This window comes from Plantactinospora sp. BB1 (genome assembly GCF_003030385.1).
Lineage (GTDB): Bacteria > Actinomycetota > Actinomycetes > Mycobacteriales > Micromonosporaceae > Plantactinospora.
The window spans coordinates 7,628,897-7,650,438 of record NZ_CP028159.1; the positions used below are offsets into that span (position 1 = coordinate 7,628,897).

A 21,542-nucleotide genomic window follows, 5' to 3' on the forward strand; every position below is an offset into this window, starting at 1 on the left:
ACGGGAGGATGTCCGATGCGAGCGGCGGGTTTCACCGAGTACGGCGGTCCCGAGGTACTGCGGCTGCTGGAGCTGCCCACCCCGGTGCCCGGCCCGGGCCAGGTACGGATCCGGGTGAAGGCGGCCGGGGTGCAGCCGTACGACTGCGCGATCCGGTCCGGCTGGGCGCCGCCGGGGGTGGCCGGCGACCTGCCGAGGGTGCCCGGCAACGAGTTCGCCGGCATCGTCGACCAGCTCGGCCCGGACGTCAGCAGCGTCGCCGTCGGTGCCGAGGTGCTCGGCTTCGGTCAGCTCGACTGCTACGCCGAATACCTGGTGATCCCGGCCGACCAGATCACCGCCAAGCCCACCGAGATGCCCTGGGAGGTGGCCGGCGGCTTCACCGCCGGGGCACAGACCGCGCACATCGCCCTCGACGAGCTGGCCGTCGCGCGCGGCGAGACGCTGCTGGTGCACGCCGCCGCCGGTGCGGTCGGCACGGTCGCGGTACAGCTCGCCGTGGCGGCCGGCGCGACGGTGCTCGGCACGGCCAGCCCGGACAACCACGACTACCTCCGGTCGCTCGGCGCCACCCCGGTGGCGTACGGGCCGGGCCTGGCCGACCGGGTCCGCGCGCTCGCGCCGGACGGGGTGGACGCGGCGCTGGACGGGGCCGGCGGCGACGCGCTGCGGGTCAGCCTGGAGCTGGTGCCGGACCGCAAGCGGATCCTCACCCTGGTCGAGCACGGCCGGGCCGAGGAACTCGGCATCCGGGTCACCCGCAACCTCCGGTCGGCGCACCGGCTGGCCGGACTCGTCGACCTGCACACCAGGGGCGAACTGCGGATCCACGTCCGCCGGACGCTGCCGCTGGAGCGCGCCGCCGAGGCGCACCGCGAGCTGGAGACCCGGCACGGCCGGGGCAAGCTGGTGCTCACCATCGACTGAGCGGGGCGCCGGGACCGGTATCGTCGGTGCCGCGCGGGACGGCCCGCGCGAGCACCGGCAGCCAGCGGGCAGGGGGCATTCCATGCGGCAGAGTTCGGTCCGGGTGGGCGGGGTACCGGCGCTCTTCGCCTCCGCGCTGGCGACGGATCGGACCCGGCCGCTGCTCACCTACTACGACGACGCGACCGGGGAACGCACCGAACTCTCCGCCGAGGCGCTGGCCGAGTGGGTGGCCCGGACGGCGAACCTGCTGGTCCACGGCTGCGGGCTGGGCATCGGCGCCCGGGCCGCAGTGCTGCTGCCGCCGCACTGGCAGACCGCCGCCGTACTGCTCGGTGCCTGGTCGGCGGGGGTGTCGGTGAGCTTCCACGGCACCGCCACCGCCGGGCTGCCCCGGCTCGGCCCGGGCGTCGAGGAGCCCTTCGACGTCACGTACGCCGCGCTGCCCCGGATCGACGACTGGCTCGATCACGTACCCGAGGCGAGACACCGGTTCGTGCTCGGGTTCGCGCCGGACGGCGCCCCGCTGGCCGAGCCGCCGGACGGCTACCGGGACTACCTCACCGAGGTACGCCGACACGACCCCGACCTGCGGCCGTACGTGCCGCTGCACCCCGACGACGCGGCCACTGTGGACGGCACCAGCTACGCCGAGTGGGGCCGGCTGGCCCGGGGAATGGCCGACGAGGTCTTCGGGCTGCGCCCCGGCGACCGGGTACTGGTCGACGCGGCCGAGCACGAGCACCCGGTGAAGTGGCTGCTGGCACCGCTGGCCGCCGGGGCCACCGTGGTGCTCTGCGCCAACCTCGACCCGGCGACGGTGCAGCGGCGCAGCCAGGCCGAACGGGTGACCCGGGTGCTCTGACGGCCCCGCCCAGCCGGGTCGGTCTGCTCTGACGGCCCGGCCGAGCCGGGGGGGTCAGGCTGTGCCCTACGGGTCGGCGGCGGTGGTGGAGCTGTCCGGGAGCAGGCTGGTGGCGCCGGGCACGTACGGGTCGAGCAGGTGGGTGGCGAGCACGATCCGCTGCCACCGGCTGACCGGTACCCCGCTCGACTCGGCCAGCCGCACCACCGCCCGCCAGTCCCGGGAGCAGCGGGCCCGGATCCGCTCTATCAGCGACACGAGTTCGCCGGCCGACGTGCCGGAGCCGCCGCGTCGGCGGGCCTCGGCGACGTCGGCCAGCTCGCCGAGGGTCCGGTCCAGTTCGAGGTCGACCTGCGGGGTGGCCGCCTCCAGCCGGTCGGCCAGGGCGAACGCCTCGGACCGACCGTCCGGGGCGGGCCCCGCCGATCCGCGCAGCGTGCGCCGGTAGAGGCCGGCCCGGGTCTCGTGGTTGCAGAGCACGGCGAGTTCCCGGAGCAGGTCGGCCGGCTCGTCGGCGGCGTGCACCAGGTTGAGCTGGTAGTTGAAGCTGCCGACGTCGTAGCGGAGCTGCCCGGGACGGCACCGGACCGGGTCGGCCGGCCCCTTGGCGGTGCTGAGCACCAGCGAGGCCGGTTCGGGACGGCCGGGCAGGGCGAGCAGCAGGAGCAGGCACTCGCACGCCGTGACGTAGAGGTCGGCGGCGTCCCGCCGGTCCCGGCTGGCGGCGTTCAGGCCGTACTGCCACAGCGCCCGTACGCCGTGCCGGTCGATCGTCACCGTCGCGGCCCAGACGATGCTGAAGCCGTACGCCAGCACCCAGCGCAGCACCGGGCCGAGCCGGCGGCTGACCACGGCGTCCGGTTTCAGCAGCAGGAGTGCGTGGTCGTGGCAGAACTCCTCGATGCGGCCACCACCGACGGCGAGCAGGTCTTCGAAGCTCTCCCGGAAGTACGTGTCGACCGCGTAGAGCGACCGCTTTTCCGGAAGCGTCGACAGGAAGGCGGGGATCTGCTGGGCGCCGGGGGTGGCCATCGCGGGTCACTCACGCAGTTCCGCGGCTCGCCGGCCGACCTCTCCCGGGCTGAGCAGCTCACCGTCGAGCACCACGCCGACGAAGCCGTCCAGCGGGATGTGCTCGAAGACCGGCGCGCCGAGGCGGGCGAAGACCGGCGCGGGGACCAGCTTCAGCGCGGTGGTGACGATCAGGGTGGGCAGCGTCTCGGCCAGTTCCCGGGTACCCCGGATGTTGAGCACGGTGTCCGGCCCGATCGCGTCGGCGCCGGCCAGCGCGACCGCCGGCTCGCCGCTGCGCAGCGACTCCGGCAACTGGGCCAGGATCTGCTTGACGATCGAGCTGCTGGGCGCGTAGGTGACCGGGACACCCTGCTCGCCGACCCAGGTGACCGCCGCCTTCACGGTGTTCTCCACGGCGTGGTCGAGTTCGGCCCGGATCCGCCGCAGCGCCTCGGCCGGCTCGGCCGAACGCACCGCGTTGGCGATGTGCCACATCGGCGCGTAGCCGGGCAGCCGGGCGGTCAGGAACTCCGTCGCGGCGGCGGTCGCGGCGGGGTCGTCGATCAGGTCGAGCAGACCCTGGATCACCAGCCGGGCCACCCCGGTGGCCCCGGCCGTGGTGACCGTGACAGCCTCGCGGAGCGGTGTCGGCAACGTAGCTTGGTCCATGATGTTCGGGCTCTTTCCGTTCCGGGTCTGGTCCCCTGAGGACAGGACTACCTCCCCGGCATCGAGAATGCCCGATCTGCGGGCTTCCCGGCACCGGGTTTGGTAGTTCATATCAAACGGACACCCCGGTCGGAGCCGAATGACCAAATAGCAGCGGCGGTCACCGACCCACGACGCGCAGTGCCCCCCGCGCGTCGCGCGGGGGGCACTGACCGGCGGACGGTCGGGACCCACCTCCCGACCGTCCGCCCCGGCTGGCCACGGACTGACCGGTCAGGCAACGACCGGGTCAGTCGGGGATCGGGTCAGCCGGAGATCCTTCCGGTACCGGCGCCGGCCCGGACCGAGGCCGGCACCCCGGCGGGCGGATCGAGCTGGTACGCGTAGTACGTCCGCGGCTCGACCACCGAACCCGCCGTCTCCGGTACGCCGGAGTTCACGAAGATGTTGTTCCGCTGTACCGCCCGGCCGGGTCCACTGTCGGCGTAGCCGCTGGCCGAGTGGAGCGGGTACGGCACGTTCTCGAAGTAGTTCCCCTCGACGAGTACCCCGGCGTTCTCGGTCGAGGCGACCCCGTAGAGCTCGTTGCCGAGGAAGTAGTTGTTGTAGACGTGCACCGGCTCGCCGAACCGGACCCGGGGGTGCCGCTGCCGGCTGTTGTCGAAGAAGTTGTGGTGGATGCTGACCTTGAGGTGCCCGACGTCGGTCGAGGCGGCCCCGTCGGAGTGGCTGATCAGCATGCTCTTGTCGGCGTGGTCGAAGTGGTTCCAGGAGACGGTGACGTAGTCGGCGCCCCGGACGATGTCGACCGAGCCGTCCACCGCGCCGGTGAACCGGTTGTGGTCGATCCAGATGTGGTGCGACTCCTGCCCGACGTTGACCGCGTCGTCCTCGGCGTTGGTGAAGTTGAGGTTCTGCACGATCACGTTGTACGACCGGTAGAAGTCCAGCCCGCCGCCGTCGATGGTGGCGTTGGACCCGACGCCGATGATCGTCTTGTTCGGCCGTACGCCCTGCTTGCTGCTGATCCGGATGGTGCCCTGTACCCGGATCGTCATCGGCCCGACCGTGTCGATGTACTCCAGGAAGTCGTCGGCGTTGGTGGCGGTGACCACCGGTCCGCCGATCCCACCGGTGGTGCCGTTCTGGCCGAGCGCGTTGACGCTGGCGAAGCCGTCCGGCTGCCCGACGGCGCTCGGCAGCGCGCCGGTCGGCGGTGAAACCGCCCGGGCCGGGCCGGTGCCGGCGACCAGCGCGGCGGTCAGGGTCACGGCCAGCGTCCCGGCGAGGGCGACGGCGACGGGGCGACGGGCCGCTCGGCGTAACAGGAGGTTCTCGGTCATCGGGTCAGCCCAGCTTTCCCACCCCGGCACCGGCCGGGACGATGGTCGGGATGGCGGCCGCGTCGTCGGCCTGGTAGCGGTAGAAGCCGCTCGGCTCGGGTACCGTGCCCCGGGTCTCGATCGGGTGGTTGCAGTCGACCAGGATGTTGCCGCGTTCGACGATCCGGCCCAGGTCGCCGCTGAACTCGACCCGGCCGGGGTTGTTGACGCTGTAGAAGTAGTTCTCCTCGACCAGCACGGCGGCGTCGTAGGTGGAGGCCACCCCGTAGCTGTTCTCGTAGTAGTAGTTGTTGTAGACGTGCGTCATGGCCGAGAAGCGGACCCGGGGGTGCCGCTGGTCGGAGGCGTTGAACCAGTTGTGGTGGTAGGTGACCCGCAGCCGCCCGATGTCCTGGGCGCCGGCGTCCTCGTCGTGCGAGAGCAGCAGGGTCTTGTCGTGGTCGTGGAAGTGGTTCCACGAGACGGTGACGTAGTCCGAGCCGCGTTTGATGTCGACCGCGCCGTCGTCGCCGTTGGAGAACTCGTTGTGGTCGATCCAGATGTGGTGCGAGAACATCTGCACGTTGAGCAGGTCGTCGGTGGCCCCGGTGAGGTGCAGGTTCCGGATGATCACGTTGTGTACCGCGTTGGCCGGCGGTGCGGTGGTGTCGTCGTTCACCGGCAGGCCGATGTTGAGGCCGCCGCCGCGCAGGGTGGCGTTCGCCCCGATGCCCACGATCGTCTTGTCCGAGGTGACGTCGTGCATGCCGTCGCTGTCGCCGGTCGGCAGGGTGATGGTGCCGGCGACCTGGATGACGTACGGGCCGGGTCGGGCGATGTAGTCGAGGAACGCGGCGGTGCTGTTCACGGTGACGACCGGTCCACCGGCGCCGCCGGTGGTGCCGTTCTGGCCGAGCGCGTCGACGCTGGCGAAGCCGTCCGCCGGGCCCGCCGGCACCAGCACGGTCGGGCCGGAGATGCCGGCCGTCGACGAGGTCGGGGGCGGCCCGGGCGGGGCGGCCTCCGCGGTGACGTCGTGGGTGTCGGTGCGGCTGGCGGCCTGGGCGGTGCCGGCGCCGTGGTTGAGGGTGGCGGCCAGCGCGACGGCGAGGCCGACGGCGGCGGGTCGCCGCCAGCGGCGACCGGCCGGGACGGCGGTGCCGGCCCTGGTGCGCGGTGAGGTCACGGGTCTTCTGCCTTTCCGGTGGTGGCGGGGATGCGCGGGCTCGGTGGGGTGGCTGGCGGAGCGTGGTCGGCCGGCGCGCGGCAGGTGGGTGTGCGGCGCCGCCGGGGAGCGGCTCCGACGGGTACGGGCGACCTGGAAAGCGCTTTCCTAACCGCCACGATAGGAACCACGGAGAACTATGTCAATGAATGTCTTCCGGCGGTCCGGGACGGGGTCGCCGACCTCGTGCCCGACCCCGGGCACCGCGCCGCCGACCGGTGCCGACCACCCCGTCCGACGACGCGCCGGCCCGGGCCGCCCATCAGCCTCGCGGATGGTGGGCGGCAGGTTCGACGCTGTGCCAGGATCTTGGACATGGACGACAGGACGATTCTGAGCCGGATCTCCGAACTGGTCGACGAGGAACACCGGCTCCGCAACCACGCCCAGCAGGTCGAGAACTCGACCGACGACGACCGGACCCGGCTGCGCGAACTGGAGGAGTCGCTCGACCAGTGCTGGGACCTGCTCCGACGGCGCCGGGCCGCCCGGCAGGCCGGCAGCGACCCGGACACCACCGGAGCACGCAGCGTGAACGAGGTCGAGAAGTACCTCCAGTGAACCCCTAGCGCAGCCCCGCCTCCCGGAACAGTCGCCCGGTCAGTACGCCCGGATCGACCAGCTCGCCGGGGAGTCCGCGCGCCGCGAACCAGGCGGCCACCACCCGTACGTCCCGGGCCAGGAACTCCCGCCCGCCCGGGTTGGCGACCACGTCCACCACCTGCGGCAGGTCGATCAGCACCAGCCGGTCGGCGTGCACCAGCAGGTTGTACGGCGAGAGGTCGCCGTGCGCCAGCCCGGCCCGGGCCAGTACGACCAGCGCGTCGACGAGCTGGTCCCAGAGCTGGCGCAGCAGCACCGGGTCGGGCCGGAGCTGGGCCAGCCGGGGAGCCGCCTCCCCCTGCACCGGATCGCCGACGAACTCGAGCATCAGCTCCGTCCCGATCAACTGCACCGGGTACGGCACGGCGATGCTGCCCAGTTCCCGCCCCACCTGCCAGAGCCGGCTCAGCGCGGCGAACTCGGCGGCGGCCCACTGACCGGCGATCATCTGCCGGCCGAACGCGGTACGCCCCTCCATCGCCCGGTTCTCCCGGGACCGGCGTACCCGCCGTCCCTCCAGATAGCCGGCGTCGCGGTGGAAGAGCCGGTGCTCCGGGTCGCGGTAGCGCTTGGCGGCGAGCAGGCAGCTCCGGTCACTGTCCGGCACGGCCCGGCGGACCAGGTGCACGTCCGCCTCCTTGCCGGTCTTCAGCACGCCCAGCTCGGTGTCGACGGCGGCCAGCTCGGTGACCAGCCAGTCGGGATGCGGCTCCGGCCCGTGCACCGCCTGGTCCCAGGTCGACCAGCGGTCGCCGACGTCCGGCGTGTCGGTGTCGGCGTTGGTGTCGAACGCGGCCGTCGTGGCGTGCCGGTTCCGTTTCAGAAAGCGCGGCTCGTCGTCGTCGAACCGGCGGGTGGTGCGACCGCCACGGGAGCGGGCCGAACCGGAATAGTCGTCATAATCGCGTGGCACTGGAGGAATCCTCTGGTCGAGTCGGAAGAAGGCAGGCGGAAACGCAGCACAACGACAGCCACGGTCACTCCTCCTTCCACTCGGCCGGGCGGTGCCCGGAATGCGATACGACCCGGAGAGACCGGGCAGGGTCCTCCGACGCGCACATGTTCGCCAACCCCGACGACGACGGTCAACCGAATTACCGCGCCGGGGGTCGACGCCTCCGACGGAACCCGATCGGATGGCCAGCCGCGATCGGACAGCCGACCGCGATCAGACGGTCAGACGGTCAGGCGGCGAGGACGGTGGCGACGGCGGGGATCAGCCCGTCCACGGTCTTGGTCGGGGCGTACCGGCGCTCCATCCAGCGGCGGCCCCGGTGCAGCCAGACGCTGGGCAGCCCGACCGCGGCGGCGCCGCCGATGTCGGCCTCGGGGCTGTCCCCGACCATCCAGGCGCCGCGCAGCCGCATCCGGACCCGCTCGGCGGCGAGCGCGAAGATCCGCGGATTCGGCTTGCTGACCCCGACCTCCTCGGAGATCACCCAGTCCGCCAGGTAGCGGTCCAGGCCGGTACGCCTGATCTTCATCTCCTGTTGCCGCTGCGTGCCGTTGGTGACCGCTACCGGCACCCAGCCGGCGTCGTCGGCGATCCGCAGCGCGCAGGCGATCAGCGGATCGAGCCGGGTGTATTCCACCACTCCCTCGTGCAGCGCCTCGACCAGGTCGATGGAGGGGATCCGGAGGCGGTACCGGTCACGGATCGCGTCGGCCACGTCCCAGCGATTGGTCAGGCCGTCGGCGTCCACCGAGAGGAGCCAGTCGATGTCGCTCTCGGGTGCCCCGATCTCGTCCAGGAACCCCTGCGCCCAGGTGCGGAACGGGCCCGCCCGGTCGAGCAGAGTGTTGTCCAGATCGAGGAGCAACAGCGGCACTTGCGCACAGTACGGGACGCACCCGGTCGGACAACAGTCCCAGCATGTAAACAAGCCCGGTTGGCCAGGCGGACGACGGCGTCAACCGGTCAACCGGGTCCGTACCCGACCCTGCTCGGGCAGCCGGTCGGCGAGCATCCGGTGCGCGTCGCGTACCCGGTGCAGTTCGGCCGGGTCGAGCCGCGCGACGACGACGGCCTCGCCGGAGTCCCCGGCCCGGCCCAGCACCCGGCCCTCGGGGTCGTAGACCGCCGCGCCGCCGTTGAACCGCCACGGCGGCGCACCGCCGGCGGCGTTGGCGAAGACCACGTACATGGTGTTGTCGAGCGCGCGGGCCCGGTAGTAGAGGTCACGCCGGTGCTCCGAGCCGACCAGGTAGCCGCTCGGGCAGAGGTAGCCGTGCGCCCCGTCGGCCGCCGCCGCCCGGCCGTGCTCCGGGAAGCAGCCGTCGTAGCAGACGCCGAGACCGAGCCGCCAACCGTCGACCAGCAGGGTCGCGCCGCTCCGCCCGGGGGTGAACAGCGCGTTCTCGTCCGGCCCCCAGAGGTGCTGTTTGGCGTATCCGGCGTCGACCCGGCCGGCCCGGTCCACCACCAGCGCCGAACAGGTCCGCCGGCCGTCCGGGTGCCGGACCGCCGCGCCGAGCACGACCACCACCTGGCGATCCCGGGCGACCGCGCGCAGCGGGTCGAGCCGGGCGTCCGCCACCCGCCCGTCGTGGTCGGCCGCCACGTCGGTACCGGCCGGATCGTCGGCCAGGGTCGGCGGATGGTACGCCGGCAGGAACAACTCCGGGAGTACGACGACCCGGGCGCCCTCGTCGGCGGCCCGCGCCACCAGCCGGGCGGCGGAGCCGGCGTTCCCGGTGACGTTCCCGGGTTCCGGTTCGGCCTGTACCGCGGCGACGGGCAGTACTGCGGCCGGCGCTCCGGCGGTGGTCTGCGTCACGGCCGCGATGATAACCGGGCGGCGAAGCCCGTCCGATCTTGCGAAACCGGCGCCGGAGAGGAAAATCGGCCCGTGCCCGACGCCTTCTACCTGCCCACCGACGACCCCGAACGGTACGTCGCCACCCCGGCCACCGAGGGGCCGTGGAGCAGCGGCCTGCAACACGGCGGACCGCCGTGCGCGCTGCTGGCCCGGGCCGTGGAACGGACACCCAGCTCGCTGGAGGGGGCGGCACAGGTCAGCCGGCTGACGGTGGAGTTCCTCGGCGCCGTGCCGGTGGCCGAGGTGGAGGTACGGGCCACCGTGGGCCGGCCCGGACGCTCGGTGGAACTGGTCGAGGCGGAGCTGCACGCCGCCGGACGGGTGGCGCTGCGCGCCCGGGTGTGGCGGATCCGGCGTACCCCGGTCGACCTGCCCGCCGAGGCGGTCACCGCTCCGGTGGTGCCGCCGCCCCGGCCGGCGCAGCCGTCCCGGTTCACCGAGCCGCGCTGGCAGATCGGCTACCTGCGGGCGATCGACTGGCGGTTCGTCGAGGGCCACTTCGAGCGCCCCGGCCCCGCCTCGGCCTGGGCCCGGCAACGGATTCCGCTGGTGGCCGGCGAGGAGCCGAGCCCGTTGCAGCGGGTCGCCCTGCTCGCCGACTCCGGCAACGGGCTGAGCCGGCTGCTGGACATGCAGCGGTGGTGGTTCATCAACACCGAGCTGACGCTGCACCTGCACCGGCAGCCGACCGAGGAGTGGCTGCACGTACGGGCCGGTACCACCCTGGACGGGTACGGGTCCGGGCTGGCCGAGACGGTGCTCTCCGACGCCACCGGCGGGCTGGGCCGGGGCGCCCAGGCGCTGATGGTGGGACGCCGGTCGGGCTGAGTGGCCCGGTCGCGCCGACCGGTCGACGACAACCCAAGACGTACGTACGGATTGCATACCCGGACGCCGCCTGGCACGATCGGATGGTGCCCAGGGTAAGTCAGGACCAGCTCGACGCCCGCCGTCAGGAGATTCTCGGCGCGGCCCGGGCCTGCTTCGCCCGCCACGGCTACGAGGGTGCCACGGTGCGCCGGCTCGAAGAGGCGACCGGGCTCTCCCGGGGAGCGATCTTCCACCACTTCCGGGACAAGGACTCGCTCTTTCTCGCCGTCGCCGAGGACGACGCCGCCGCGATGGTCGCCACGGTCGCCCGCAACGGCCTGGTGCAGGTCATGCGCGACCTGCTCGCCGGTGCCACCTCGCCGGACACCACCGGCTGGCTGGGCAGCCAGCTCGAGGTGTCCCGGCGACTGCGCACCGACCCCGAGTTCGCGCAGCGCTGGGCGGAACGTTCGGCGAGTCTGGCCGAGGCCACCCGGGATCGGCTGGCCCGGCAGCGGGACGCCGGGGTGCTGCGCGACGACGTACCGATCGAGACGCTGGCCCGGTTCCTGGAGCTGGCCTACGACGGCCTGGTACTGCAACTGGCGATGGCCCGGCCGGCCGGCGACCTCGGCCCGGTGCTCGACCTGGTCGAGGAGGCGGTACGCCGTCCCGAGGGCTGAGCACGGGTCGGCCCGGTCGCCCCGAGCGGCGCCGGTCGGGGCCGCCGGTCCGGGCCTACCGGTCCCGGGCTGCCGGTCGAGCGGCCCGGGAGGTTTGCCGAACCGCGACCCGGCCGGCTGGCACGGCCGATCCACAATGGTGACAGTCCGCCCCCGTACGCCTGGAGGCACCGGATGGACGCGCTGACCCTGCACACCGAGACCTGGGGCGTGTCCGGCCCGGTCTTCCTGAGCGGCTACCTGGCGATCGCCGGGGTCGTCCTGCTCGGCACCCTGGCCCACCGGCTGCTCGGCTTCGCCGGGCGCCGCCCACCGGGGGCCGAGCGGCTACATCCGGTCCAGCTTGCCTGGCTGGCCGGCGGTGACCGGCTGGCCGTGCACGCCACCCTCGGCGCGCTCCGCGCGGCCGGGGCGATCGGCACCGCACCGCAGCACCGGCTGACGCAGACCGGACCGTTGCCGGTACCGGCCACCCCGCTCGACGCCGCCGTGCACCGGGCCGCCGCGCACGGGGTACCCGGACGGGCCCTCGACAGCGACCCCCAGGTCCTCGCGGCGCTCGCCGCGCTCCGGGCCGACCTGACCCGCAGCGGCCTGGCGCTGCCCTCGTCGGCCCGCCCGGTCGCCCGGATCGGGCCGGTGCTGCTGCTCGGGCTGGTGGCGGTCGGCCTGGCCCGGCTGGTCGCCGGCCTGGTCGGCGGCCAGCCGGTCGGCTACCTCGGGCTGAGCCTGCTGGTGCTGGCGCCCACCAGCGTGGTGCTGCTCTGCGTGGTGCCGCGCCGGACCCGGGCGGCGGACGCACTGCTGCGTGACCTGCGTCGGCAACACCGGCACCTCGAACCGAGGCACTCCCCGGCCTATGCCACCTACGGCGCGGCCGGTGCGGCGCTGGGCGTCGCCCTGTTCGGCACGGCCGCGCTGGTCGAGTTCGACCCGGCGTTCGCGATGGAGGCCGAGGTGCAGCCCGCGATGAGCGGTTCGGCGGCGGGCGGCGGCTGGACGGCCGCGAATACCGGCGGCGGATCCGGCGGCGGGGACAGCAGCGGCGGCGGCGACGGTTCGGGCGGCGGCTGCGGCGGCGGCTGCGGCGGCTGCGGCGGGTGTGGCGGATGACGACCGGGAACGGCCTGCCCGGCGCGTCGGCACCGCAGCCCGGGTACGGGGTGGGAATCGGCTGGCGGCCGGAGATCGCCGGCTTCGTCGCGGAGCTGCCCGGCCTGCGCTTCGTCGAGGTGATCGCCGAGTCGATCCCCGCCGCCGGGCCGCCGCCGGGCCTCGCCGAGCTGCGCGACCGCGGCGTGACCGTGGTACCGCACGGGGTGCGGCTCTCCCTCGGCGGTGCCGAGCCGGTCGAGCCGGCCCGGGTACGCCAGTTCGCCCGGGCCGCCGAGCTGCTGGACGCCCCGCTGGCGAGTGAACACATCGCCTTCGTCCGGGCCGGCGGCATCGAGGCGGGTCACCTGCTGCCGTTGCCGCGTACCCGGGAGGCGGTCGACGCGGTCGTCGGAAACGTCGCCCGGGTACGGGCCGAACTCTCCGTTCCGCTCGCCCTGGAGCCGATCGCCGCCATCTTCGACTGGCCGGACGACGAGCTGGACGAGGCGGACTTCCTCACCGAGATCCTCGACCGCACCGGCGCGCTGCTCTTGCTGGACATCGCCAACGTCTACGCCAACGCCCGCAACCGGGGTACCGACCCGCTCGACCTGCTCGACCGGCTGCCGCTGGATCGGGTCGGCTACGTACACGTCGCGGGTGGGGCGGCCAGCGACGGGATCTACCACGACACGCACACCGACCCGGTCCCGCCGGAGGTGCTCGACCTGGTCGCCGAACTCTCCGCCCGGCACCGGCCACCGGCGCTGCTGCTGGAGCGGGACGGGCACTATCCACCGGCGACGGCGCTGCACGCCGAACTGGACGCGATCGCCGCCGCCTCCGGCTACCCGACGGTGACCTGAGATGACCGACCGGACCACCGCTGTCGGCGGCGCCGGCCCAACGGCCGCACGACCACGCCTCCGGCCGCCCGGCGGTGAGCTGACGACCGAGAAGACCCCGCCCGGACCGGCCGGGACGCTGGCCGACCGGCAGGCCGCCCTGGTGGCCGCCCTGGTGGCCGGGGCACCGCTGCCAGCCGGATTCGACGCCCGACTGGTCGGGGTGGCCCGGTCGGCGCTGCTGCACAAGCGGGCCGGCGAGGTGGCCCGGCACTGGCCGCTGCTCGCCGCCGGGCACGGCCGGAGTTGGCGGGCCGTCTTCGCGGCCTGGGCGGCGGGCCGCCCGCCCGCCGGCTCGGTCCGGGACGGCTGGGACCTGGCCCGGGAGCTGGCCGCCGGGAAGACGCTCCCGGCGCCCGCCGCCGGGGAACTCGCCGTCCGGGAGGCCGGCTGGCGGTACGACGGCCGCACGGCACCGCGCCGACGTCGACTGCCGGCGCTGCGCCGGACCCCGGACGTGCTGGTGGTGCAGGTCGCCGGTCGGGTACGGGTGTGGACCCTGCCCGGCTCCCGGACCGGCTCCGGTTCGTGACTGCCGGGCTCGCAGACCCGGCGCACTGCGGGCACCCACGGCAACCCGAAGATCGACTCGACGCCGTCCGGGTCATAGGATCCCTTCCATGGACCTCGGACTCGCGGACCGGGCGTACGTGCTGACCGGCGCCTCGAAGGGACTCGGCCTCGCCACCGCACGCGCGCTGGTGGCCGACGGCGCCCGGGTGGTGATCTCGGCCCGGGACGCCGACCAGGTCGCCGACGCGGCGAGCCGGCTCGGCCCGGACGACCGGGTGGTGGGGCTCGCCGCCGACCTGGCGGCGCCGGAGACCGCGACCCGGCTGGTCGAGACCGCGCTGGAGCGGTTCGGCCGGCTCGACGGCGGGCTCGTCTCGGTCGGCGGCCCGCCGCACGGCAGCGCCGCCCAGGCCACCGACGCGCAGTGGCGGGACTCCTTCGAGACCATCTTCCTCGGCACCGTCCGGGCCGCCCGGACGATCGCCGCGGCCCTGAGCACCGGCGGGGCGCTCGGCCTGGTCCTCTCCAACTCGGCCCGGGCACCGATCCCCGGGCTCGGCATCTCGAACGGGCTGCGCCCGGGACTGGCCGGAGTGGCCAAGGACATGGCCGACGAGTACGGCCCGCGCGGGGTACGGGTGCTCAGCCTGCTCCCGGGCCGGATCCTGACCGACCGCAACCGGGAACTCTTCGCCGCCACCGGCGACCCGGAGCGGGCCCGGGCCGACGCCGAGGCGGCGATACCGCTGCGCCGGATCGGCGACCCGGACGAGTTCGGCCGGGTGGCCGCGTTCGTGCTCTCCCCCGCCGCCAGCTATCTGACCGGGGTGACCATCCCGGTCGACGGCGGCGCGCTGCGCAGCCTCTGACGGTCTCGGCACGCCGGCCGGGCACCGGCCCGGATAGAGTTGCCACCCGTTGCCGAGGGAGGTGGATGTCATCGTTTCCGTCAGCGGGCTCGTGCTCGCCGTCGGCGGGCTCGGCTGCCTGGTGCTGACCGGTCTGGTGCTGACGGTGATATGGGCGACCCGGAAGAGCGGCCGACCTTGACCGCAGCGCCGCGGGCCAGGCGCCGACCGACCCCGGCCGAGGTGGCGGCGGCCGCCGACCGGCTCCTCCCCGACCTGATCGCCCCGGACCTGCGGGTGCTTTTTTGCGGCATCAACCCGGGGCTCTACTCGGCCGCGACCGGCTGGCACTTCGCCCGCCCCGGCAACCGGTTCTGGCCCGCCCTGCACCAGGGCGGGTTCACGCCGCACCTGGTCGACCCGGCCGACCAGGCCGACCTGCTCGGCTACGGGCTGGGCATCACGAACCTGGCGGCCCGGGCCAGCGCCCGGGCCGACGAACTGACCCGGGACGAACTGGTCGAGGGCGGCCGGCTGCTGGTCGAGAAGGTCCACCGCTACCGGCCACGCTGGGTGGCGGTACTCGGGGTGACGGCGTACCGGACGGCGTTCGCACGGCGTACGGCAAGGATCGGCCGGCAACCGGAGACGATCGGTGACGCCCAGCTCTGGGTGCTGCCGAACCCGAGCGGGCTGAACGCCCACTTCACCGGGCCGGGGTTGGCTGCCGAGTTCGCCGCACTGCGGGCGGCGACCCTGGCCGAGCCCGGTCAGACCGGGTCGTAGTCGGGGCGCGGCATCGTGATCACCGGCTCCGGGCCGACCGCGTCGGCGTACGGCGCCGGGGAGTCGACGACGGCGAACTGGGTCCGGTACAGCTCGGCGTAGAGGCCGCCCACGGCGACCAGCTCGTCGTGCCGGCCGCGTTCGACGATCCGCCCGCGGTCCAGCACCAGGATCTGGTCCGCCTCCCGTACCGTCGAGAGCCGGTGTGCGATGACCAGCGCCGTACGCCCGCTCAGCGCCACCGACAGCGCCCGCTGCACCGCCGCCTCCGACTCGGAGTCGAGGTGTGCGGTCGCCTCGTCCAGGATCACGATCGACGGGGCCTTGAGCAGCAGCCGGGCGATGGCGATGCGCTGCTTCTCGCCGCCGGAGAAGCGGTAGCCCCGCTCGCCGACCATGGTGTCGAGCCCGTCCGGCAGCGAGCGGACCAGCTCCTCCACCTGGGCGCCGCGCAGCGCCGCCCAGAGTTCGTCGTCGGTCGCGTCGGGCTTGGCGTAGCGCAGGTTCTCGGCGATGGTCTCGTGGAACAGGTGCGAGTCCTGGGTCACCACCCCGATGGTGTCGCGCAGTGAGTCTCCGGTGGCGTCCCGGACGTCGACGCCGCCGACCCGGACCGCCCCGTCGGTGACGTCGTAGATCCGGGAGACCAGCATCGAGGTGGTGGACTTGCCGGCACCGGAGGGCCCGACCAGAGCCACCATCTGGCCCGGCTCGACGGTGAACGAGACGCCGCGCAGCACCGGCTCGTTGACGGTACGGTCCAGCGTGGCGACCTCCTCCAGCGAGGCGAGCGACACCTCGGCGGCGGACGGATAGCGGAACCGTACGTCGTCGAACTCCAGCCGGCCGGCGCCGCGCGGGATCTCCACCGCGTCCGGCTTCTCGGAGATCGACGGGGTCAGGTCGAGCACCTCGAAGACCCGGTCGAAGGAGACCAGGGCGCTCATCACGTCCACCCGGACGTTCGACAGCGCGGTCAGCGGGCCGTAGAGGCGGGTGAGCAGCAGGGCGAGCGTCACCACCGTGCCGGCGCTGACGTCGCCCTGGACCGCGAGCCAGCCGCCGAGCCCGTAGGTCAGGGCCTGGGCCAGCGAGGCCACCAGGAGCATCGCCACGAAGAAGGTGCGGGAGTACATCGCGGACTGGATGCCGATGTCGCGGACCCGCTCGGCCCGGTCGCCGAACCGCCGCGCCTCGACCTCCGGCCGGGCGAAGAGCTTGACCAGCAGCGCCCCGGACACCCCGAACCGCTCGGTCATGGTGGCGTTCATCTTGGCGTCGAGGTCGTACGACTCCCGGGTGATCTCCGCCAGCCGGCGACCCACCCGGCGGGCCGGGATGATGAAGATCGGCAGCAGCACCAGGGAGAGCGCGGTGATCTGCCAGGAGAGCGTGAACATGACGGCGGCGGTCAGCACCAGCTGGATGATGTTGCTGACCACCCCGGAGAGCGTGCTGGTGAAGGCCCGCTGCGCCCCGGTCACGTCGTTGTTGATCCGGCTGACCAGCGCCCCGGTCTGGGTCCGGGTGAAGAACTGCAACGGCATCCGCTGGACGTGGTCGAAGACCCGGGTGCGCAGGTTGAGGATGATCCCCTCACCGATCCGCGCCGAATACCAGCGCTGGGCCAGCGAGAGCAGCGCGTCCAGCACCGCGAGACCGGCGATCACCAGGGCCAGCCGGACGACCAGTCCGCCCGCGTCGGCGCCGCCGCCCGAGATCGCGTTGATCACGTCACCGGCGAGGACCGGGGTCGCCACCCCGATGATCGCGGCGAAGACGACCGTGACCAGGAACACCGCGATGTCGCGCCGGTAGGGTCGGGCGAACTCCACGACCCGTCGTACGCTGCGCCGGCTCACCCGGTGTGCGGTCACCTCGTCGCGGTTTCGCAACGAGCGCAGCATGTTCCAACCGCCCATGCTGGCACCGGCACCCATCGGGTTCACCACGCGCGACCTCCCAGTCGTCCTCGACGACTACGACAACCGGAGCGGCCGCGCGATTCTTCCCGAATCGCCCCTTGATCACACCCCGTCGGCTGATCACGCACGCCGTCGGGCTCAGCCTATTCGCCGGCTCCGACAAGATCACGCATACGCCGGGCCTGCGCCTCGCGCTCGGCCCGCTGCTGCTCCGCCGGGGAGCGCCCGGCGGCGCCGGCCAGCAGCGCCTTGATCTCCACCACCGCGTTCCGGTCGCCGCTGAGGATCGCGGCGGTCAGGTCCCGGACCGCCGCGTCGAGCTCCTCCGGCGGCACGACCACGCTGGCCAGGCCGAGCCGCTCGGCCTCGGCCGCGTCGATCCGCCGGCCGGTCACGCAGACCTCCAGGGCCCGGGCATAGCCGACCAGGTCCACCAGCCGCTTGGTGCCGGCCAGGTCGGGGACCAGGCCGAGGGTGACCTCGGCCATCGCGAAGGTGGCGTCGGAGGCGAGCACCCGCAGGTCGCAGGCGAGCGCGAGCTGGAAACCGGCCCCGATGGCGTGCCCCTGCACCGCCGCGATCGAGATCAGGTCGGGGCGGTGCAGCCAGGTGAAGCCGGCCTGGAAGCCGGCGATCCGTTCGGCGCACTCCTCGGGCGGCAACGCGGCCATCTCGGCCAGCGAGTCCCCCGCCCCCGAGCGGCCGGTCGCCACGGAGAGGTCGAGCCCGGCGGAGAAGGCCCGACCCTCGCCCCGTACCACCACGACGCGCACGTCACCCGGCAGGTCCCGGGAGAAGTCGCGCATCGCCCGCCACATCTGCGGCGTCTGTGCGTTGAGTACGTCGGGCCGGCACAACGTCACTGTCGCGACCGGCCCGTCGCAATTGAGTCGTACGCCGACGGTCATGCAGAAGGCCGCAGGCGTACGGGTCCGGACCAGGCTGCTGAACGGATCACGCCTTCTTCCGACGACGCGCGCCGCCACGCTGACGAAGCTGTACACCAGACTCGGTGAGCACCCGGTGGATGAACCCGTAGGAACGGCCGGTCGAGGCCGCCAGGGCGCGGATGCTTTCGCCGGAGGTATACCGCTTGACCAGGTCCTTGGCGAGCGTCTGGCGCTCGGCTCCGACGATCCGGCGACCCTTCTCAGTGCTGGTGGCTGTGCCAGTGGCTGCCATGTTGATTCCTCACGTCCCAGACTGTGCGGTTCGATACGGTCCCACCTATTAGACCGCCTCGAACGATCATGCGCTAGATATCAACTCTTCGCCAACCGACACGCACAGCACTGTCAGTTTCCCGATTGAGTGATTGCGCCACCGGCCCGGTCCGCATCCACCTTCCGAGGTTGCACCGCACGTCAGCAGGGATTTCGAGCCGCAACCGTCCGGTCGCGACCCGGGCCGACGCTGTTTTCCCGCCGCCCGGTCGAGTTTCCTTCCACGCCACGGGAGTTTCGGTTCATCATCCGGCGAGTTTCGTTCCACGGACGTCAAGTTTCGGCTCACCTCGCGGAGGGTTTCGTTCCCGGCTCGGATTCCCTAGCGGCGGATTCCGCAGAATGGTGTTCCGCTCCGCGCAGTGCCGTCTGTGCCCGCCACCGGCAAGCACGAGACATTGTCGTACCGACCGTCCTCTTCGGCACCTCGACCCGGGCGGGACGGCGCCGATCCCGGATCGTCGTCGGTCAGTACCCCGGAATCCGCCGCGACCGGCGACGGACCCGCCGCTAGGCCAGCTCGACCAGCTCGAGCAGGTCGTCGCTCCAGGCGTCCTCGTCGCCGTCCGGGAGCAGGATCGCCCGGTCGGGCTTGAGCGCCAGCACCGCGCCCGGATCGTGGGTGACCAGCACGATCGCCCCGGGGTAGCGGGCGATGGCGTCGAGCACCTGCTCCCGGCTCACCGGGTCCAGGTTGTTCGTCGGCTCGTCCAGCAGCAGCACGTTCGCGCCCGAGCAGACCAGGGTGGCCAGCGCCAGCCGGGTCTTCTCACCGCCGGAGAGCACCCCCGCCGGCTTGTCCACGTCGTCACCGGAGAAGAGGAACGCGCCCAGGATCTTGCGCAGGTCGGTGTCGGTCTGCTCGCTGGCGGCGCTGCGCATGTGGTCCAGCACGCTGCGGTCCACGTCGAGCGTCTCGTGCTCCTGCGCGTAGTAGCCCAGCCGCAGCCCGTGGCCCGGCCGGACCTCGCCGGTGTCCGGCTCCAGCAGCCCGCCGAGGATCCGCAGCAGGGTGGTCTTGCCGGCACCGTTGAGCCCGAGGATCGCCACCCGGGAACCCCGGTCGACGGCGACGTTGACGTCGGTGAAGATCTCCAACGAACCGTACGACTTCGACAGGCCGGCGGCGGTCAGCGGCGTCTTGCCGCACGGCGCCGGGCTGGGGAACCTGACCTTGGCCACCCGGTCGGCGACCCGGGCCTCCTCCAGCCCGGAGAGCAGCTTCTCGGCCCGGCGGGCCATGTTCTGCGCGGCCACCGTCTTGGTCGCCTTGGCCCGCATCTTGTCGGCCTGGGCCATCAGGGCGCCGGCCTTCTTCTCGGCGTTGGCCCGCTCCCGGCGGCGGCGCCGCTCGTCGGTCTCCCGCTGCTCCAGATATTTCTGCCAGCCGACGTTGTAGACGTCCACCACCGAGCGGGTCGCGTCCAGGAACCAGACCTTGTTGACCACGGCCTCCAGCAGCGAGGCGTCGTGACTGATCACGATCAGCCCGCCCTTGTGCCCGGAGAGGAAACCGCGCAGCCAGGTGATCGAGTCGGCGTCCAGGTGGTTGGTCGGCTCGTCGAGGAGCAGGATGCCGCCGCCGTTCTCGGCCGCGTCCCGGAACAGAATCCGGGCCAGCTCGACCCGGCGGCGCTGGCCGCCGGAGAGGGTGCCGATGGTCTGCGCCAGGACCCGGTCCGGCAGGCCGAGGTTGGCGCAGATCCGCGCCGCCTCCGCCTCGGCGGCGTACCCGCCGAGGGAGGCGAACTGGTCCTCCAGCGCGCCGTACCGGCGGACCAGGCGGTCGTCGCCGGAGCCGTCGGCGAGCTGCTCCTCGATCTCCTTCATCCGCGCCATCAGCACGTCCAGGCCCCGGGCCGAGAGCACCCGGTCCCGGGCGGTGACCCCCAGGTCACCGGTGCGCGGGTCCTGCGGCAGGTAGCCGACCTGGCTGCGCCGGTCGATCTGCCCGGCGTAGGGCTGCCCCTCGCCGGCCAGCACCTTGAGGGTGGTGGTCTTGCCGGCACCGTTGCGCCCCACCAGGCCGATCCGGTCACCGGGCTGGACCCGCAACGTGGTGTCGGACAGCAGGATCCGGGCGCCGGCACGGAGTTCCAGGCCGCTCGCAGTGATCATGTCGGAGAACTCGCTCTCGGGGTCGAAGGCTGACTCAGGGCACACGGACGAGCCGGCGGATCACGGATCCGTCGGCTCGGGGCGTTCAGCCTTCGCAGAGCAGCACGGTTGCGATTGTACCGGGCGACCGGCCCGGACCGGTGCCGGATTACCGATCAAGATCATCGGGTATCGACAATTCGCGACACCGGGCGGCGCAGGCGACAGTCGGCCCGGCAGGTGACATCGGGCGAGGCATCGGCGATCAGGGCGATCGGGGTACGTGATGGAACTCAACGAGAACGCACGGATCGATACCAGTCAGGTGGACGATCGACGCGGGTCCGGCGGCGGCGGGCTCGCCGGGATACCCATCCCGATCGGCGGCGGCCGGGGCGGCCTGGTCGGCCTGGTCATCGCCGTGCTGGTCACCCTGGTCGGCGGCGGCTTCGGCGTCAGCCAGCTCACCGGCGGGGGCGGCGAGGAACAGGGCGACAACACCGCACTGGAGCAGCGCTGCGACGCCGCCGACGCGCTGCGCCAGCTCGACTGCCGCAACACCCTCTTCGTCAACTCCATCCAGGCGTACTGGCAGCGGGCGATGCCGGAGCACTTCGACCGGCCGTACCAGCCGTCCGACACGGTCTTCTTCGAGCAGGCGGTGAGCAGTGGCTGCGGCCGGGCCGACTCCGGGGTCGGGCCGTTCTACTGCCCGCTCGACGACCTGGTCTACATCGACCTGAGCTTCTACCGGGTACTCGCCGAGCAGCTCGGCGCCCCCGGCGAGTTCGCCCAGCCGTACGTGCTGGCGCACGAGTACGGCCACCACGTGCAGGACCTGCTCGGCACCGAGCAACGGGTACGCGACCAGCGGCAGGCCGACCCCGGCGAGGCGAACCGCCTCTCGGTGCTGCTGGAACTCCAGGCGGACTGCTACGCCGGCGCGTGGGCCCGCAACGCCACCGGCACCGCCGACGAGCGAGGGGTGAAGATCTTCACCAGTCTCACCGAGCGGGACATCCAGGAGGGTCTGGACACGGCGGCGGCGATCGGAGACGACGCGATCCAGCGGAAGTCCGGCGGCCGGATCGACGAGTCGCAGTTCACCCACGGCAGCTCGGCCGACCGGCAGAAGTGGTTCGGCACCGGCTACTCCAGCGGCGACCCGACCTCCTGCGACACCTTCGGCACCACCCGCTGACCGACTAGCCCG

22 protein-coding genes are annotated in these 21,542 nt (G+C 73.0%); 11 read left to right on the forward strand and 11 right to left on the reverse strand.

Annotation, left to right across the window (positions count from 1 at the left end; genetic code table 11):
- The first annotated feature begins 15 nt into the window (after positions 1 to 15).
- Together C6W10_RS33440 and C6W10_RS33445 are read left to right on the forward strand one after the other, a co-directional pair.
- On the forward strand, positions 16 to 927 hold the full coding sequence (locus tag C6W10_RS33440; protein WP_107263033.1) for an NADP-dependent oxidoreductase: 912 nt from the start codon (positions 16 to 18) through the stop codon (positions 925 to 927).
- An 82-nt stretch (positions 928 to 1,009) separates the two neighbouring features.
- Complete coding sequence (locus C6W10_RS33445; RefSeq protein WP_107263034.1) at positions 1,010 to 1,792, forward strand: TIGR03089 family protein; 783 nt, start codon at positions 1,010 to 1,012, stop codon at positions 1,790 to 1,792.
- A 66-nt stretch (positions 1,793 to 1,858) separates the two neighbouring features.
- Here the strand turns inward: C6W10_RS33445 and C6W10_RS33450 are convergent, their stop codons facing one another.
- The 4 genes from C6W10_RS33450 to C6W10_RS33465 form a co-directional block, all read right to left on the reverse strand.
- On the reverse strand, positions 1,859 to 2,824 hold the full coding sequence (locus C6W10_RS33450) for a nucleoside-diphosphate kinase (RefSeq protein WP_107263035.1): 966 nt from the start codon (positions 2,822 to 2,824) through the stop codon (positions 1,859 to 1,861).
- A gap of 6 nt (positions 2,825 to 2,830) precedes the next feature.
- A complete protein-coding gene (locus C6W10_RS33455; RefSeq protein WP_159079460.1) occupies positions 2,831 to 3,475 on the reverse strand; it encodes a hypothetical protein in 645 nt (214 codons plus the stop codon).
- A gap of 305 nt (positions 3,476 to 3,780) precedes the next feature.
- Complete coding sequence (locus C6W10_RS33460) at positions 3,781 to 4,818, reverse strand: polysaccharide lyase family 1 protein (RefSeq protein ID WP_107263037.1); 1,038 nt, start codon at positions 4,816 to 4,818, stop codon at positions 3,781 to 3,783.
- 4 nt (positions 4,819 to 4,822) lie between these two features.
- Positions 4,823 to 5,983 carry a polysaccharide lyase family 1 protein gene (locus C6W10_RS33465; protein ID WP_199853787.1) on the reverse strand — a complete coding sequence of 387 codons (1,161 nt, stop codon included), beginning with the start codon at positions 5,981 to 5,983 and terminating at the stop codon, positions 4,823 to 4,825.
- A gap of 354 nt (positions 5,984 to 6,337) precedes the next feature.
- Here C6W10_RS33465 and C6W10_RS33470 point away from each other — a divergent pair, with 354 nt between their 5' ends.
- Complete coding sequence (locus C6W10_RS33470) at positions 6,338 to 6,583, forward strand: DUF2630 family protein (protein WP_107263038.1); 246 nt, start codon at positions 6,338 to 6,340, stop codon at positions 6,581 to 6,583.
- A gap of 4 nt (positions 6,584 to 6,587) precedes the next feature.
- On the opposite strand, the gene C6W10_RS33475 is transcribed toward C6W10_RS33470, so the two are convergent.
- The 3 genes from C6W10_RS33475 to C6W10_RS33485 form a co-directional block, all read right to left on the reverse strand.
- Positions 6,588 to 7,538: a serine protein kinase RIO gene (locus C6W10_RS33475; RefSeq protein WP_107263039.1), complete on the reverse strand. Its 951-nt coding sequence runs from the start codon at positions 7,536 to 7,538 to the stop codon at positions 6,588 to 6,590.
- Positions 7,539 to 7,809: 271 nt separating this feature from the next.
- The gene (locus tag C6W10_RS33480) at positions 7,810 to 8,454 is read right to left on the reverse strand and encodes an HAD family hydrolase (RefSeq protein WP_107263040.1); all 645 of its coding nucleotides are present in this window, start codon (positions 8,452 to 8,454) and stop codon (positions 7,810 to 7,812) included.
- Between the two features lie 81 nt (positions 8,455 to 8,535).
- Positions 8,536 to 9,402, reverse strand: a complete 867-nt coding sequence (locus tag C6W10_RS33485) for a carbon-nitrogen hydrolase family protein (RefSeq protein WP_199853788.1) — start codon at positions 9,400 to 9,402, stop codon at positions 8,536 to 8,538.
- 72 nt (positions 9,403 to 9,474) lie between these two features.
- On the opposite strand from C6W10_RS33485, the gene C6W10_RS33490 reads away from it, so the two are divergent.
- The 7 genes from C6W10_RS33490 (at position 9,475) to mug (ending at position 15,084) form a co-directional block, all read left to right on the forward strand.
- Positions 9,475 to 10,272 carry a thioesterase family protein gene (locus C6W10_RS33490; protein WP_107263041.1) on the forward strand — a complete coding sequence of 266 codons (798 nt, stop codon included), beginning with the start codon at positions 9,475 to 9,477 and terminating at the stop codon, positions 10,270 to 10,272.
- Between the two features lie 86 nt (positions 10,273 to 10,358).
- On the forward strand, positions 10,359 to 10,937 hold the full coding sequence (locus C6W10_RS33495) for a TetR/AcrR family transcriptional regulator (protein WP_107264492.1): 579 nt from the start codon (positions 10,359 to 10,361) through the stop codon (positions 10,935 to 10,937).
- A gap of 174 nt (positions 10,938 to 11,111) precedes the next feature.
- Positions 11,112 to 12,050 (forward strand): TIGR04222 domain-containing membrane protein, encoded by a 939-nt coding sequence (locus tag C6W10_RS33500; protein ID WP_107263042.1) that lies wholly within the window; start codon positions 11,112 to 11,114, stop codon positions 12,048 to 12,050.
- Positions 12,047 to 12,898 (forward strand): DUF692 domain-containing protein, encoded by an 852-nt coding sequence (locus C6W10_RS33505; protein ID WP_107264493.1) that lies wholly within the window; start codon positions 12,047 to 12,049, stop codon positions 12,896 to 12,898. Before C6W10_RS33500 ends, C6W10_RS33505 begins: the two co-directional genes overlap by 4 nt.
- Before the next feature lies 1 nt (position 12,899).
- Complete coding sequence (locus C6W10_RS33510; RefSeq protein ID WP_234361514.1) at positions 12,900 to 13,469, forward strand: hypothetical protein; 570 nt, start codon at positions 12,900 to 12,902, stop codon at positions 13,467 to 13,469.
- 88 nt (positions 13,470 to 13,557) lie between these two features.
- Positions 13,558 to 14,319: an SDR family oxidoreductase gene (locus C6W10_RS33515; RefSeq protein ID WP_107263043.1), complete on the forward strand. Its 762-nt coding sequence runs from the start codon at positions 13,558 to 13,560 to the stop codon at positions 14,317 to 14,319.
- 150 nt (positions 14,320 to 14,469) lie between these two features.
- Complete coding sequence (gene mug / locus C6W10_RS33520; protein ID WP_107263044.1) at positions 14,470 to 15,084, forward strand: G/U mismatch-specific DNA glycosylase; 615 nt, start codon at positions 14,470 to 14,472, stop codon at positions 15,082 to 15,084.
- On the opposite strand, the gene C6W10_RS33525 is transcribed toward mug, so the two are convergent.
- The 4 genes from C6W10_RS33525 to C6W10_RS33540 form a co-directional block, all read right to left on the reverse strand.
- Positions 15,069 to 17,024 (reverse strand): ABC transporter ATP-binding protein, encoded by a 1,956-nt coding sequence (locus C6W10_RS33525; protein WP_199854109.1) that lies wholly within the window; start codon positions 17,022 to 17,024, stop codon positions 15,069 to 15,071. The genes mug and C6W10_RS33525 overlap by 16 nt on opposite strands.
- A 128-nt stretch (positions 17,025 to 17,152) precedes the next feature.
- Positions 17,153 to 17,917, reverse strand: coding sequence for an enoyl-CoA hydratase/isomerase family protein (locus C6W10_RS33530; protein WP_107263046.1), 765 nt, complete (start codon positions 17,915 to 17,917; stop codon positions 17,153 to 17,155).
- 46 nt (positions 17,918 to 17,963) lie between these two features.
- Positions 17,964 to 18,191 carry a helix-turn-helix domain-containing protein gene (locus tag C6W10_RS33535; RefSeq protein WP_007462679.1) on the reverse strand — a complete coding sequence of 76 codons (228 nt, stop codon included), beginning with the start codon at positions 18,189 to 18,191 and terminating at the stop codon, positions 17,964 to 17,966.
- Positions 18,192 to 18,742: 551 nt separating this feature from the next.
- Entirely contained in the window at positions 18,743 to 20,350 is a 1,608-nt protein-coding gene (locus tag C6W10_RS33540; protein WP_107263047.1) for an ABC-F family ATP-binding cassette domain-containing protein, read from the reverse strand.
- Between the two features lie 265 nt (positions 20,351 to 20,615).
- Here C6W10_RS33540 and C6W10_RS33545 point away from each other — a divergent pair, with 265 nt between their 5' ends.
- Positions 20,616 to 21,530 (forward strand): neutral zinc metallopeptidase, encoded by a 915-nt coding sequence (locus C6W10_RS33545; RefSeq protein ID WP_107263048.1) that lies wholly within the window; start codon positions 20,616 to 20,618, stop codon positions 21,528 to 21,530.
- Positions 21,531 to 21,542: the final 12 nt, after the last annotated feature.

Coding starts and splice junctions, on each gene's coding strand:
- C6W10_RS33440 (WP_107263033.1), top strand. CDS start 16: ATGCGAGCGGCGGGTTTCACCGAGTACGGCGGTCCCGAGGTACTGCGG.
- C6W10_RS33445 (WP_107263034.1), top strand. CDS start 1,010: ATGCGGCAGAGTTCGGTCCGGGTGGGCGGGGTACCGGCGCTCTTCGCC.
- C6W10_RS33450 (WP_107263035.1), bottom strand. CDS start 2,824: ATGGCCACCCCCGGCGCCCAGCAGATCCCCGCCTTCCTGTCGACGCTT.
- C6W10_RS33455 (WP_159079460.1), bottom strand. CDS start 3,475: ATGGACCAAGCTACGTTGCCGACACCGCTCCGCGAGGCTGTCACGGTC.
- C6W10_RS33460 (WP_107263037.1), bottom strand. CDS start 4,818: ATGACCGAGAACCTCCTGTTACGCCGAGCGGCCCGTCGCCCCGTCGCC.
- C6W10_RS33470 (WP_107263038.1), top strand. CDS start 6,338: ATGGACGACAGGACGATTCTGAGCCGGATCTCCGAACTGGTCGACGAG.
- C6W10_RS33500 (WP_107263042.1), top strand. CDS start 11,112: ATGGACGCGCTGACCCTGCACACCGAGACCTGGGGCGTGTCCGGCCCG.
- C6W10_RS33505 (WP_107264493.1), top strand. CDS start 12,047: ATGACGACCGGGAACGGCCTGCCCGGCGCGTCGGCACCGCAGCCCGGG.
- C6W10_RS33510 (WP_234361514.1), top strand. CDS start 12,900: ATGACCGACCGGACCACCGCTGTCGGCGGCGCCGGCCCAACGGCCGCA.
- C6W10_RS33515 (WP_107263043.1), top strand. CDS start 13,558: ATGGACCTCGGACTCGCGGACCGGGCGTACGTGCTGACCGGCGCCTCG.
- mug (WP_107263044.1), top strand. CDS start 14,470: ATGGGCGACCCGGAAGAGCGGCCGACCTTGACCGCAGCGCCGCGGGCC.
- C6W10_RS33525 (WP_199854109.1), bottom strand. CDS start 17,024: ATGGGTGCCGGTGCCAGCATGGGCGGTTGGAACATGCTGCGCTCGTTG.
- C6W10_RS33530 (WP_107263046.1), bottom strand. CDS start 17,917: ATGACCGTCGGCGTACGACTCAATTGCGACGGGCCGGTCGCGACAGTG.
- C6W10_RS33535 (WP_007462679.1), bottom strand. CDS start 18,191: ATGGCAGCCACTGGCACAGCCACCAGCACTGAGAAGGGTCGCCGGATC.
- C6W10_RS33540 (WP_107263047.1), bottom strand. CDS start 20,350: ATGATCACTGCGAGCGGCCTGGAACTCCGTGCCGGCGCCCGGATCCTG.
- C6W10_RS33545 (WP_107263048.1), top strand. CDS start 20,616: ATGGAACTCAACGAGAACGCACGGATCGATACCAGTCAGGTGGACGAT.